General features: G+C 57.7%; 13 protein-coding genes. All 13 read left to right on the top strand.

The window, feature by feature from the left end:
• The 13 genes from AC24GY_RS14610 to AC24GY_RS14550 all read left to right on the top strand — a co-directional run bounded on the left by AC24GY_RS14610 (position 1) and on the right by AC24GY_RS14550 (position 13,980).
• Positions 1-258: a hypothetical protein gene (locus tag AC24GY_RS14610; protein ID WP_487684279.1), complete on the top strand. Its 258-nt coding sequence runs from the start codon at positions 1-3 to the stop codon at positions 256-258.
• Positions 259-362: 104 nt separating this feature from the next.
• Entirely contained in the window at positions 363-2,225 is a 1,863-nt protein-coding gene (locus tag AC24GY_RS14605; protein WP_487684276.1) for a multicopper oxidase family protein, read from the top strand.
• 131 nt (positions 2,226-2,356) lie between these two features.
• Positions 2,357-4,162, top strand: coding sequence for a multicopper oxidase family protein (locus AC24GY_RS14600; protein WP_487684273.1), 1,806 nt, complete (start codon positions 2,357-2,359; stop codon positions 4,160-4,162).
• A 28-nt stretch (positions 4,163-4,190) separates the two neighbouring features.
• Positions 4,191-5,549: an SCO family protein gene (locus AC24GY_RS14595; protein WP_487684270.1), complete on the top strand. Its 1,359-nt coding sequence runs from the start codon at positions 4,191-4,193 to the stop codon at positions 5,547-5,549.
• Between the two features lie 19 nt (positions 5,550-5,568).
• A complete protein-coding gene (locus tag AC24GY_RS14590; protein ID WP_487684267.1) occupies positions 5,569-5,889 on the top strand; it encodes a heavy-metal-associated domain-containing protein in 321 nt (106 codons plus the stop codon).
• 27 nt (positions 5,890-5,916) lie between these two features.
• Positions 5,917-6,708 (top strand): PEP-CTERM sorting domain-containing protein, encoded by a 792-nt coding sequence (locus AC24GY_RS14585; RefSeq protein WP_487684264.1) that lies wholly within the window; start codon positions 5,917-5,919, stop codon positions 6,706-6,708.
• A gap of 65 nt (positions 6,709-6,773) precedes the next feature.
• Positions 6,774-7,706, top strand: a complete 933-nt coding sequence (locus AC24GY_RS14580; protein WP_487684261.1) for a hypothetical protein — start codon at positions 6,774-6,776, stop codon at positions 7,704-7,706.
• Between the two features lie 13 nt (positions 7,707-7,719).
• Positions 7,720-8,742: a hypothetical protein gene (locus AC24GY_RS14575; RefSeq protein WP_487684258.1), complete on the top strand. Its 1,023-nt coding sequence runs from the start codon at positions 7,720-7,722 to the stop codon at positions 8,740-8,742.
• Between the two features lie 72 nt (positions 8,743-8,814).
• The gene (locus AC24GY_RS14570; RefSeq protein WP_487684255.1) at positions 8,815-9,867 is read left to right on the top strand and encodes a hypothetical protein; all 1,053 of its coding nucleotides are present in this window, start codon (positions 8,815-8,817) and stop codon (positions 9,865-9,867) included.
• Between the two features lie 40 nt (positions 9,868-9,907).
• The gene (locus AC24GY_RS14565; protein ID WP_487684252.1) at positions 9,908-10,855 is read left to right on the top strand and encodes a hypothetical protein; all 948 of its coding nucleotides are present in this window, start codon (positions 9,908-9,910) and stop codon (positions 10,853-10,855) included.
• A 322-nt stretch (positions 10,856-11,177) separates the two neighbouring features.
• Entirely contained in the window at positions 11,178-11,927 is a 750-nt protein-coding gene (locus AC24GY_RS14560) for a hypothetical protein (protein WP_487684249.1), read from the top strand.
• 134 nt (positions 11,928-12,061) lie between these two features.
• Complete coding sequence (locus AC24GY_RS14555) at positions 12,062-12,790, top strand: hypothetical protein (protein WP_487684246.1); 729 nt, start codon at positions 12,062-12,064, stop codon at positions 12,788-12,790.
• 293 nt (positions 12,791-13,083) lie between these two features.
• On the top strand, positions 13,084-13,980 hold the full coding sequence (locus AC24GY_RS14550; RefSeq protein ID WP_487684243.1) for a hypothetical protein: 897 nt from the start codon (positions 13,084-13,086) through the stop codon (positions 13,978-13,980).
• The last annotated feature ends 12 nt before the right edge of the window (positions 13,981-13,992 follow it).

Below are 13,992 nucleotides of genomic sequence, written 5' to 3'. Positions count from 1 at the left end.
ATGAGAATTCCGCGGTCCATCTTTTCAGAGAAACGCAACTTCGGTGAGCACGACGCCGCCATCAAGGCACTCCGTCAGCGTGCTTTTGAGATCATGCAGAAAGTCGCCATGGCAAAAAAGAACGCCAGCCCAGCCACACAGGTGCGGCAGCTCGCCGAGGTCAAAGCACTCCAAGGCGCGGCCTCCTATCTCGCATCCCTCAAGTGTCCTTCCGTTCAACGCAAGCTTGAAGCCCGCAAAATGGTCCTGGCGGCCTGATCCCACTTTTCTAACCACCCACACCACCCACACCACCCACACCACCCAGCCACAGCGCCTTAAACGAAGCGTCAAAGCTCTCAAAAATAATACACCACGCACCTATGACGCAAGACGACAGACAAAGCTCCTCAACTCGACGAGATTTCATCAAGACGGGACTCGCCGCCGCAGCAGGCACTTCCGTGTTCAGCATCGGCAATTCCTCTCGTGCCGACGTGCCACTGCCCATTCCTTCGAGCACATTCAAGGGGGCGATCGAAAACACCGTGGTACCACGCTGGACGGATGAGCTTCCCCGCCACCAGTGGGTGCCGCCGCTCAGCACGGGCAGCGAGCCGACGAACTACAATGGCTTGGGCGTAGGCAAGGTCTTCCACGGTGTGGCCCCCGAGTGGGATCCCGCAGTGCGAGCCAAGGAGATCCCCCAGATCCCCGAGGCAGAGTGGAGCAAATATCCTGTGCAGTATTACGGCATGCATGCTGGCGCGGAAACCATGCAGGTGCTCCCCACGAAAATGGGTCTCAAGACGCCGCTCTGGCGCTGGTGTGGGCTGCCTCCAGGTGTAGGTGCTCCAGAGGTAACCTTGCCTGAGTTCCGCTTCCGCATTGGCCAGCCAGCCTTGGTTCGCATCAATAACAATCTGCCTGAAGAAACCGGCGTTCACATGCACGGTGGTCACTGGCCCAGTCACTCGGACGGCCACGCCTCCTTCTTCATTCTGCCGGGTGAGGCACGGGACTACTACTACCCGAATGTGCTGCCTCGCAAACCAGGCACCAGCATTGCCGATGTGTCGGAAAGTCCTTCCAGCATGTGGTTCCACGACCATGCGCAGGACATGACCGCCGTTCATGTGGCCCGCGGCATGGTGGGTGTGTGCAAAGGATTCGATGATCTCGAACTTGCCCTTATCACCCGCGGCGTGCTGCCAGGGATCATCGGCAGATCCAATGTGGGTCCCGAGTACTACAATCCCTACGATGAGTACCTCTCCTTCACCGACCGCGTCTTCACGCAAACCGGTGAGGCGTGGTATGACTCAAACAGTCACAACGGCTACATCGGAAACATCGAAACGGTCAATGGCCGTGCGTATCCGAAGATGACCGTGGAGGCACGCAAGTATCGCTTCCGTCTGCACGGCGCCTCCACCGCCCGCTGGCGCCGCATCCGTGTGGCAGATGCCGCCGGTGTCACCATCAGCTTCCTGCACATCGGCCATGATGCCTGGCTTTTCGACAGGGCTCAAACGAGCCAGAGTGTCTTGCTCTCCCCCGGCGCGCGCGCGGACATCATCATCGACTTCTCGAAGTTCAAGCCGGGCACGCAGATCTTCATCGAAAACATCCTTGAACAGGATGCCGGGGTGGGGCCACGCGGCACGCTGGAGTCAGAAAACGGCAACGTGGTGGTTGGCAAGCCGGCCTTCTCCCACCAACTCATTCGCTTTGACGTGGTTGCCAGAAACATCGCCTATCCCAGTGCGACGATCATCGCCAATACGGCGCTGCGTCCCAATGTGAAGATCCTCGATAAGGAAATTGCCGCCCGTCGCACCTTCCTGTTTGAGCGCAAGAACGGTGCCTGGGCCATGAATGGCGGCTTCTATGACAAGAATGTCGCCAATGCCTGTCCGACTCTGGGATCCGCCGAGGAGTGGACTCTCACGAATAGCTCCGGCGGTTGGTGGCACCCCATCCACATCCACCTGGAATCCCATCAGCAAGTGAGGGACCTCCGGAACAACAAGACCCCTCCTTACTGGGACACGCAGAAGCAGGACATCACGAAGCTCGGACCGAATTCGAGCATCACCATCCGCATGCGCTTCCGCACTTTCAAGGGGCCGTTCGTCTTCCACTGCCATAACAATGAGCACGAGGACTTCGAGATGATGAACCAGTTCGATCCGCGTGCCGTGGGCAGCCTCACGCCGCAGCCGCCACAGCAGTTCTTCCCGTAACCCGCCTGCTGTCTCCAACCCGCTCCGCAGGGAGAAAATTCTCCCTGCGGAGCCCCCCTCAATGACCGGTGCCACCGGGCATGCGCAGAGTCCTTGTCTTTTTTTCCAAGCTTAGATCCGCCTTTTTTCTCATGAACTCATTCCCCAACGAAGTTAGCCGCCGTTCTTTCATCAAGACCGCTTCCTCGGTCGCTGGAGCCAGTGTTTTCAACATTGGCAGTTCGTCACAGGCTAATGTTCCATTGCCGATTCCTGGAAGCAACTTCAAGGGGGCGATTGAGAACACCGCCGTTCCACGCTGGCAGGAAGAGTTGCCTTTTTATAACCAAATCACTCCGCTCAGCACGGGCAGCGATCCTGCCCAGTATGGTGGAGTCGGCGTTGGCAAAGTCTTCCACGGAGTCGCTCCCGAATACTTTGATCATCCGGCCGCTTGGGATCGGATGCCCACGCAGTTTTTCCACATGCGGGCCGCTGCTGCCTTCTCCGAAATGCTGCCAAAGTCGATGGGGCTGAAGACGCCGGTCTGGGCCTACGAGGGCGTGAATGCCGCCGGTGTCGGTATCCGCGCCCCGCAGTTCCGCTTCCGCATCGGCCAGCCAGCCTTGGTACGCTTTGAAAACACGCTGCCAGAGGAGCTTAGCGTTCACATGCATGGTGGGCACTGGCCCAGCCACTCGGACGGGCACGCTTCCTTCCTCACCCTCCCGGGGGAGAAGCGGGATTACTACTATCCTAATGTTCTCCCTTTGGTCCCTGGCACCAATGAGCCGGATGTTTCAGAAGCGCCGTCCACCTTGTGGTACCACGATCATGCGGCTGACATGACAGCGATCCATGTGAACCGTGGCCTGTCTTCCACCGCCAAATGCTTTGATGATCTGGAACTCGGTTTGATCCGTGAGGGCATTCTCCCCGGCATCCGCGGTGTGTCTGACACGGGCCCCGCCTACGACAATCCGTATGACGTGTATCTTGTCATAGGAGACAGAGTCTTCACCAAAGAAGGTGCCATCTGGTATGACTCCAACAACCACGATGGCTACATCGGCAATGTGGAATTGGTCAATGGCAAGGCTTACCCACGTTTCAAAGTGGAAGCCCGCAAGTACCGCTTCCGCTTGATGGGTGGCTCGAGTGCACGTCACCGGCGCTACCGCCTGAGCAACAACGCGAGCTTCCTGCGCCTCGGCAATGACTCGGTCATGTTCCCGCAGCCGCAGCGCACGCAGGCCGTCTTGGTGTCGCCCGGCAAACGTGCCGACATCATCATCGACTTCTCAAAGTACCGCCCGGGCACTAAAATCTACCTCGAGAACATCTTGGAACAAAAGGGTGGGCGCGGCCCCGAGGGCAAACTGGAAGATTCTGACGGCACCACCGTCTCCGGGACTCCTGCCTTCATCCACCAGTTGCTGCAGTTTGAGGTGGTGGCAGCCAATCCCGCGAACCCAGACGCTTCGATCACAGACACCACGGCTCTGCGTCCCCACCGCAAGATCCTGGAGAGCGAGGTCGCTGCACGCAGGTCGTTCCGCTTTGAGCGCAAGAACGGCCACTGGGCCATCAATGGTGCCTTCTATGAGAAGACCCTGGCCAATGCCTGCCCCACCCTCGGTTCGACGGAGGAGTGGACGCTGACCAACGGCTCAGGTGGCTGGTGGCACCCCATCCATATTCACCTGGAGAATCACCAGACGGTCAGAAACCTGAGAACTGGCAAGACGCCGCTGTATCACAACTCCTTCAACCAGGATGTACAAATGCTCGGGCCCAACGATTCCGTGGTGATCCGCATGCGCTTCCGCACTTTCAAGGGGCCCTTCGTCTTCCACTGCCACACCAACGAGCACGAAGACCTGGAGATGATGTTCCAGTTCGATCCACGCGCCGTCGGCAGCCTGACTCCGCAGCCAGTGCAGCAGTTTTTCCCGTAAATTTTCTCCCTCCAATCCATCCGGTCTCATGCCTTCCTATTCAAACTATGTGTTCAAGCGTTTCCAGGTTCTTCTGGGTCTCGCGGCATTGGCGGTAGCCATGCAGCGTCAGGCCAAGGCTGAGCCCAAGAACGATGGGGATGCAGAGCTTCAAAAAGAGTCGATGCGCCTCATGCGGCGCAGCTACGGTGACAAACTGCCGGACATTCCGGTGGTGGACCAGAACGGCAATCACTTCCGCCTGTTCTCAGACCTCATCAAAGACAAGGCTGTCATCCTCAGCTTTTTCTACACCGACTGCAAAGACGCCTGCCCGCTGACGAACAGCAAACTGACGCAGATGCGCAAGGTGCTGAAGAACAGCTTTGGTCGAAGCATTCAGATCCTCTCCATCTCCGTGGATGCCGACAGCGACACTCCGGAAAAGGTGGCGCGTTATGCACGCCTGCAGGCAATCGAATCGTCTGACCCAGACATGCCGGAATGGAAGTTTTTGACGGGGAATGCCGCAGAGATCCTTAAATTGCGCGAGACGATCGGCCTCATTTCCGACGACATCACGCGGTCTCTCGACATCAAGCCAGGCGCGCATGGCAATGTGCTGGTGGTGGGCAACCAGGCTACCGGGCGCTGGACGCTGCTCTCTGCCATCGGCCCCATGGAGCAAAACATGGAGCGCGTGAAGCGCATCGCCGGCTGGACGCAGGCGGTGCGTTATGAAGACCACCGCAAATCCGTGATGGATGCCAGAGCGGCAAGCTCGGGATCTGCCACGTTGCAGGTGCCAGTCTCTGCCGCGATGCCAACCTTGCAGAGCGTGATTCCTGTTCTCGGCAAGATCAACGGAGATCTCCAAGGAACCGAAAGGCTGGGGCGTGGCGTTCGACTCTCGGAGGTGAAAAGCAAAGTGACCGTGCTCAGTCATCTCTACACCGTGTGTCCGCATGGTTCCAAGGCTGTCATCGAGGCCATGCGCAGGCTGAATGAAGAATTTGGCACTCATCCAGATTTTCATCAGGTGTCCATGAGCGCGGGCACCGAGCGCGAGACGCCCGAATTCTTTCGAACTTATGCCGAGGTCATCGAGGTGGGGGCAAAAGAACCTTGGTGGTTTATGACGGTGGAGCGTCCGAAACTGAACGCCTTTACCACGCAGCAGCTGGGCCTGAAGCCGTCACAGCTCATTCCCGAGGAAGAGCGGCTGAATGCTTTTGATCTCTACGAGAACGACCTCCGTCTCGTGCTGCTCGACCGCCAGGGGCAGGTGAGGGGACGCTACCAGATCTTCCATCCCGACCCCGAAGTCGGCGGCAGTGCTGCTGAGGCGCTGCGGCGGGATGTCCGCCAGCTCTTGAACGAACCCGACGCCGTAACGCAGCCCCCCTGAAAACCGCCTCCATCCGCCCATGAAAACACATCTCCTTACCTTGACCGCCTTGCTGGGTCTTCTTCTCGGACAGTCGCATGCCGCAGATGCTTCCTACTGCTATCAGGGCGAAGTGTCAGGCGTCGTATGCAGCGCCTGCGCCAGCAACGTGAAGACCGCGCTCTTGAAGATCGAAGGCGTTCAGGAAGTGAAGATCACGCTCAACAAAGAAGGTGGCAACCCTCGGCTCACCATCCACTCCAAGTCGCCCGATCTCACGCGTGAAGCTGTCGTGAAGGCCCTCGGCAAAGCAGCCGATCATTACGACATACGCAGCCTGGAAAAGACCGCTTCACGCTGAGAATTCCCACTTATTCCGCCAATCAAAATGAAAGCATCTAAAGCATTAATTTTCACCACCATGTTTGCAGCTTGTCTGCTCATCGTGGCCACCAATTCCCGTGCGCAAACCAACCTCGGTTGGAATACGTTTGATTATGGTGTCAGCAGCACCCTGGGGCCGAAGGTCAGCCTCTTCGACGGCGAGCTGGACATCAGCAGTCGAGTCGGCATTTCCAGCACCTATGGCGGCCTCGGATCACCCTGGAATGGTGCGGCTGGAAACGTGGAATATCTGCATGATGACAACTGGCTCGTGGGCGGCATCGGCACTTCCACAAACGGCATCCGTGGTGATCTGGGAACTGCAAGCGAGCTGGTGTTCGAATTTCATGGCAGTGCACGTCTTGATAGTCTGGCTTTGACGATCAGCGCACTCAGCTTTGGTTCCTCCGCGTATGATCAAGGTTTCAATCTGATCGAAGATGATCCCATGCTGTGGTTCAACACCAGCAGCGGCATCTTCAACATCACCGAGCAGGAAATGGTGTCAGCCACCAGCTTCTTTTTGGACGGCACCACGGCAGGTGCTGAGAACGGCTACGTGGACTTCGCCTACTTCAGCTCCAAAATGGGCTTCGACACCACGGTCACCAGCTTTGGACTGCGGGAGACGAGTGGCAATGTCTGGGTCAAAGACATCTACGTCGGAGATTATACCTCCGCGCCAGTTCCTGAACCGGGTTCCGCCCTGCTGATCATCAGCGGTGCCCTGTTAATCCTGCGCCGTCGCCGGCCGCACACCTCTTCCTCAATTTCATCTCGACTGGCTGTTGGGTGAACAAGCGCGGCAGGGGCGGTGACCCTGTTCTGGCCTGCCTCTGCCGCTTGCTTACTTCTCTATTTATGAAACGAGTTCTTTTCCTGATCTTCAGCTCGCTGCTGCTCGTGCTTCATGCACAGGCCCAGTTTCACGTGCCTATCATCACTGCGGTGGAAGGTCCGGTCAAAGGCATCACCCGCAATGCCGATGGCACTCTGCTGCTCACAGTCATGGGGGTGCCGGTGATCCTGAATGCCAGCACTCGTATTCACAGCCCCTCGGCGTTTCTGACGTTCAATCAGTTGTTGAACAACACCAGACTGCCCGGGCGCACCCCACGCGGCTTCATGAATGGCACAGCGATCGCCACCGGAAGTCAGGATGCCAAAGGCGTCATGACCGCGGTTAATCTGTCCATCACGCCGGCAGAAAATGTCGTGGTGGGCATGATCACCAAGAATTCGGGTGGTTCGCTGGAGATGAATCAGATGCCCGTGAAGTTTTGCACTGATGCCCGCATTCCCGGACGCGGTGCCATGAACGCCTTCGCCATTCCGATTGATCTGCCCTCCGTGGTAGTAGGCACCACGGCCACACTCGAAGGCTATTACGACGACGCTTCCGCTTTCCAGTCGATCAATTGTTACATCGACACATTTGCTCCACCACTCAGCACGGCGCCCCAGGTGTCCTTCATGGTCCTGCGCGCCACCGAGCAAATCACCAAGGGGGATGATGTGGAGGCCTTGGGCGGTGTCACATTCTTCCATGCGGGAGGTGCAAACACTCAGACCATCAATCTCTACCGGGTGGATGGCAAAGCCGTCAGCCTGATCGGCAGCGGCATCGCCACACGTGACAACGCATTCACCAACTACGGCCTGTTCAAAATCAAAGTCACCACTCCGGTCTCGGCGGATCCTTTGCTGAGCAAGGCCCCATCCATTCTGCGCGCGGTGAACATCAGCCCAGGTGCTGGCATGGCCTCAACCGAAGACCTGGTGGACATCCGCTAATCATTCATTCGTGATGAACTCCTTTTACCGCTTCTCTTTTACCGCCCTGCTTCTTCTAACCAGCGCTGTATGCACCACTGTGCATGCTGGCCTGGGTAGCTTTGAAGCGGCGGATGGCTATCACATCAGTCTCAACGGGGGCGTGGCCTCCAGCCAGACATTGATTGATGCGGGCGAGTTCACGCAAAACGGCTACCTCCCCACTGCGGAGTATTACAATGTCTCTCTTGCCGCACTGGCGCCAGATTTCCGCTATGGACCTGATGTGAGCCGCTACAATGCTGGAGCTTATGCTGGCGGGCTCCCGCTCGACATCCAGGACAACAGTGGTCTTTGGTCATCCATCTACGGTGGTCGTCTGGTTGAAGATGACTTTGGTGGTCCATGGGATGGTTGGGGCTCCGACTACGCGGCTGCCAACTCAGTGAAAGCCCACAGTGGACTGCAGAGCTTGGCCCTGCGTTCCATGGATGATCGCATTGTTTATGGCTATGCGCTGGACGCGCAGGAGAGAGCTGCCTCGGCCGCCTCTTTCCAGCTCAGCTTCTGGCTTGATCCCTCCGCTGATGACAATGGCTATGACAGCAACGTCTTTGGTCTGGCTCTCAATGATGCCAGCGGTGCCGTGCTCATTGAACTGGGATACTCTGGCAGTGATTTCCTCCAGTATCGCACTCAAGGCCAAAGTTCATGGTACACGACCGACCTCCACCTTGGCAACAACGGCTGGTCGGAAATCTCCCTCCTCATCGATGCCGAGTCGGACACCTTTAGCCTGAGCAGCCAGGGCTTTGACGATTCTCAAGGCGCGCTGCTGGCTGGTCGCACCATCATCTCCGATGCCGCCTTGGGCATGCATTCCAGTTCGATCTCCACGGTGACTTGGAATCTCGAAGGCGGCTATCTCGATGCCAGCAGCACCGACTCGGCCCATTACTTCGACGACTTCACTTTCATGACGGTCTCGGTTCCTGAGCCGGGCTCCGCACTCCTCCTCGTCCTGCCCGGGCTTTGGCTCCTTCGCCGGCGTCGTTAGCCCTCCCTCCTCCACCCACTCCTTAGGGAGTCCACACCTCTCACCTTAAAATTTCCATCCCCAATAAACTCAATGAAAAATAAATCCTCTGCCATCCTCGCTGCCGCAGCTTTGCTCAGCAGCCAAACTTCAACACTCAGCGCCAAAGAAGCCGAAGTAGAAATTCGCCGCGCTCTTTCAGTCAAAGATATCCGCCAAGGGCAAGGCGCTGACGATGCGGTCACTGCCACACCCGACGTCCGCCAAGGACGCGGCGCTGACGATACCGTCACTGCCACGCCTGACGTTCGCCAAGGACAAGGCGCTGACGCTGCGCTTAATGCTGAAGGCACACCGCACATCCGCCAGTCACGCGGCGCTGACGACGCAACCCTTAACGCTGACGGCACAGCTCACATCCGCCAAGCACGCGGTGCTGATGACGCAGTCGTCAATGCTAACGGAACACCTCACATTCGTCAGTCACGCGGAGCGGACGATATCATCACCACTGCTTCCGGTGCTCTGGTGCCTACTGCAGCTGCTTTAACCGCACCTGCACAGACCGCACCTGCACAGACAGCCCTGAAGTCCAGTGGTCGGGAAGACAAGGTGACTTTCGGCGTGGCTCAGCAGGCAGCCCAGACGGTAGGCCTCACCCCCACGGCCGTGCATCGGAGCAAAGGCAAGCACCACATCCTGGATGTGGGCGTGACAGGTTTTGACAAGGTCCCTGACGCAGGCACGGCGGATCTCGAAAATGGCGAAATCATCGGCAATCTGCCGAACAAGCAGCGTCTGCGTTTCGCCCTCTATGCGAATGCCCAGCAGGCCCAGGCTGCCGCCGCTCTATGGGCTGCACCGGCTGCCCAGGACAAGCGCGAGGATCGTGCCGTAGCTGCTGCTGAGACAGGCATCATCGCCTGGGACGACAAATCCGGCGCAGATGATGACAAAGGCACCCATCAGGAAGGCAGCATCAACGGCCTCTTCCTCAGCAGCGACCGCATGCCTGAGATCAATGATGACTTCCTGCGTGGCAAGGTCATCCAGATCTACGGACCGCAGGTGAAGACCCTGGATAAATCAGGCAAGCCGCTTTCCAGCACCCGCCAGGTCTATTGGACCAGCTCACCCCTGCGCTGAGTTCCGCCACCCCGCATCCACATCCCCACCCTCTATTGTGATGAAACCATTCGTTTTGCTTCTGAGCCTTCTGGCGGTCTTGCTGACCTCCATGCCGGCACATGCCCAGGTGCAGCCGGCACCTGCGACGATCCCCGGTTACACTGAAGGCCCCATCTCCAGCATCATGCTGCAGCCAGATGGCAGTGTCATCATGACGGTCATTGGGGTGACGGTGAAGGTCCCGGTGGGCACCCCGGTGAGTTCTCCTTCCCGCAGCCTAACCCTGCGTCAGCTTGCCTTGCGCACCCGGCTGCCTGGGCGAACTGAGCCAGGGTTCATCGGCGCCACCGCCCTGATCGATGGTGTGGTGGATGTCGCCACAGGCAGCTTCACGGCCACCGACATGGTCGTGGAGCCGGCGGAGAATGTGCTCATCGGCGTCGTCACGCAGGCTTCGCCTTTGCGCATTCTGAACAGCGAGATCGCGCCTATCACCGACACCCGCATTCCCTTCAGCATGGTGAATCAGTTCGGCTTCGGCATCACGGCTCCGACGATTCCGGTGGGCACTCCGGCTGCGGCGGAGGGCTATTACGCAGGCGACAAGTTTCAAGCTTTCCTGCTGGAGCTCTCGGGGGATTTTCCTCTGACCAACCCAAAATCCCAGATCAACATCCTGCGTGCGCAAAGCCGGGAGCGAACGCCCAACGCTGCACGAGGAGACGAAGTGGAAATGCGCGGCTTCTACCATGCCCGGAACGGCGGTGTGCCGACCATCCAAATCTTCCGGGTGGATGGCGGTGTCGCCACGCTTCTTGGAAATGCAACCGCCACCCCGGATGCCGATAGCAATCTGCCCAATTTCGGAGGGTGGAGCTTCCGAATCGACACGCCTACCACAGCCGATCCTGTGCTCGGCACGCTCCCAGTCAGACTTCGTGCGGTGTTGGTCGCCCCCGATGGATCCCGCGCCGTCGCCAGCATCGATCCCGAACTGAGACTCTGACGCATGAGTCCTGACCCGCTGCACCTTTCTTCATCTCGTTCACTCATCCGAACTGGCCACGGCTGGCGTCAGTCGGGCAGGAGTCGTGGTCTCCAGCGATGCTTCCGCCGTCATGAAGGAAGGCAGCTCCGGCGGTAAAGGCAAAGGCCTTGGCGCCCCCTGATTAGAAAACGTCCCTCAGGGCTCGCGTGAGCCCTGGGTTACAAGCCCTCTACTCCCTCCCCCATTTTCCCCCTTTCCGAGTCCTGGCACTTCACTACGGGCGGCCAAGACCAAGAAAACCAAACCCAACGCAAACAAACATAGATATATGAAAACAAACATGCTCAAAATCGCTGCCCTCGCTATCGGCGCAGCCATCATCGGTGCCGCTCAGGACAGCCATGCCCAGATCAGCGCCTTCTTGACAGCCACCCCGAACGCCGTGTTCGGAACCTCCCGCGTTCCTGCAGACACGACGTTTACTCTCCCTGGCAACACCAATGCGACGACCCTCGTTCCTTCGGTGGGTTACAAGGTTGACAAGAAAGGCGTGTCCATGCTTCTAGATGTTGTAGGAATGGCTCAAAACCCAATCTACACCCCCATCGCTCTTGGTGACGGACACATCATCGGCGTGATGCCAACCGCTACTCTCCCAGCGGATGTCGCTCCCATCACTGTCGCCAATCGTCGCCCGACGACCACCAAAGGCGGCAGCTGGCGCTTTGCCATCTACACCAACGTGGCTCAGGCCAACGCCGCCATCACTGCTTGGGCAAACCTCGCCCGTGGTGCTGCTGTGCTGGTGCCGACCGCTGCTCAAGACAAGAAGCTACAGTTCGTAGACTCTCAAATCGTGGAGTGGATCGATCCAGCCTTTGACCCGCTGGCTCCAGCCGCCGGTTCCCTGGTTGGTTTCAACTTCAACACTGCTAAGAATCCGTTCTTCACCCCAGCCTACCTCACCGGCAAGGTCATCGTGATTTACGGCCCGGCCCGCATCAACACGGCTGCCAAGACCACAGCACCTACCCAGAACATCGGCTACCAAACCCGTGCCGCCTACTGGGTCACCCCAGCTCTGAAGTAATCGAGTCCAGCTGCCTTCATCCTGGGAGGCGTCGCGTTTGGCGCGCCTCCCAGTTTGATGGCGGACTCCCGCACCCCAAGACCGAACTCACCTCATGCATGCGTGGGGGCACACCCTGCCCCGTGCCTCCACGCTTGTCTGACACGTTCCCGTTTGCACTCAGCATGATCTCCCGATTTTCCATCCCCCTTCTGGCCGCTGCCACGGCCGGCTTATTGAATGCCCAAGAGCCGGATAAGCCTCAATTCGAGCCCCAGCCCCTGGCTGGCTACCAAGCCTTGTGGACGCGCTCTATGTTCACCACTCATGAGGTGAAATCTGAGGTGACGGCTGTTGAGAACGCCGACTGGGCTACCAATTTGCAGCTCTCAGGATGGTCCGAAGTGGACGGACGTCTTTCAGTGTACCTCTATCGCACCGATACGACACAGACCTTCATCTTGCAGCAAAACGAGCCGGCTGAGGCCGGAGTGATGCAACTCGTCGAAGTGGAAAATGCAGAAACCATCCTCGACGCCCGCGTGCGTGTTCATCTCAACGGGCAGGAGGCCTGGATCAGCCAAAAGAATGAATCTGAGGAGCCGCCAGCGGTGACTCCGGCCCAGCAACCAGCCCAGCTAGCCGCCGCAGGAGTGCAGGCACCTACCTCCGTGGATTCGCGTGCAGCCATGCTGCGGCCCGGCGTGGTCCTGAATGCGGGGGCCACTTTTGATAACAGCCTCGCCAAACCTGAGCAGTCTGCCTCTACTGCAGTATCTGCCAGCTCCAGTGAAGGGAGTCGATCCAACGCCGAAGTACTGTTGCGGCTGAGAGAACGTCATGAGCACCTCTACCGGATGTTTCCGAGACAAGGCGGACAGTGATTTGGGCTAACCCATTTGGCCGATAGCTTGAATCAATGATATGTTGTTTTTTATAGAAAATACAATGGATGACCAAGCCGATAGTGAATACACGCTTCATGACCTCGTAGCCCAAGGTGCATGTTACCCCCTGGCCATGATGGCCTGGCATCAGTTGATGCCCCGGCGACAGCCTCACACGAAATCAAAGCTCTCAAACACCATGATCCATTCGTCATACGTTTTTGAAGGCACTGAGTGTGAAGGTGATGTCGAAGAGTCCGCTTTGAATTAATGCAGGCAAATCAGAAATCATGTCAACTTTCCTCACCCCGCCTTCAAGGCAAGAAAATGTTGAGAGGCTGCAAACCTCTCGATGGAGTATTCAGCACCTCCTGCGCAAGAGCTGTGAAGTGACTCAGGCTCTTGGTGCTGTACTCATGACGCAAGTGGATGGATGCGAACCGCAGTACAGAAGCTGCCACCGGGTGGCCAAAGCACTGGCGGAGAATATCATTGATCAGTTTAAAAATGAACCCTTTTCACCAGGAAAGACAGCCTGCAGCCTCAAAATCATCGGCATGGGGACTGTTCTTTGCATGGCGGTCAGCACGTTGATCAATCAATCAGAGAAGGGAAGGTGGAACCAAGCTCGTCTTGTCGTCATTATTCCAACGGAGCGGCAGGTAGGCAATCATGCGGTGAGTCTGTTGGAAGACGTTCTCAACGACATCGGTCTGGCCTTGGACTTTTACCAACGTCATGCCGCCTATTTCACAAGGTTTGACGAGCAAGCGGGACTCAAGACTTGTTTGATTTGTGAAAATCTGCACTCTTCCACCGGTCAATGGCTGCGTTGGAATGAGTATTTGGTTCGCCACATTGGCGTGAGCCTCAGCCATACCGTATGCTGCAGATGTGCTTCTCTTCACTATCCCGAATGCTCGGGGGCAAAAAATGCGTCGCAGAACTTCCAACGGAGCAGCAACTCCATTTTTCGTTCGTTTCATCAGGGTGCCTGCATCGACGTTTGTGCTATTTGCGAAAATTTGAGTACCGAGACTGGGGAGTGGGTTCGCTGGGACGAATACTTCAGTCGCATGGCCGGTGTTAGTTTCACCCACACGCTATGCCCTGCATGCTCTGGTCATCAAAAAGGAGATTGTGTGATGATCAATGGCCGATGTGATCTAGTAGATCAGGTAGCCTAACCTGGCCAGGTT

It is taken from the genome of Prosthecobacter sp. Pr1 (genome assembly GCF_057652315.1).
The sequence above is the reverse complement of the archived record's forward strand: the minus strand, read 5'-3'. Positions and strand labels throughout refer to the sequence as shown.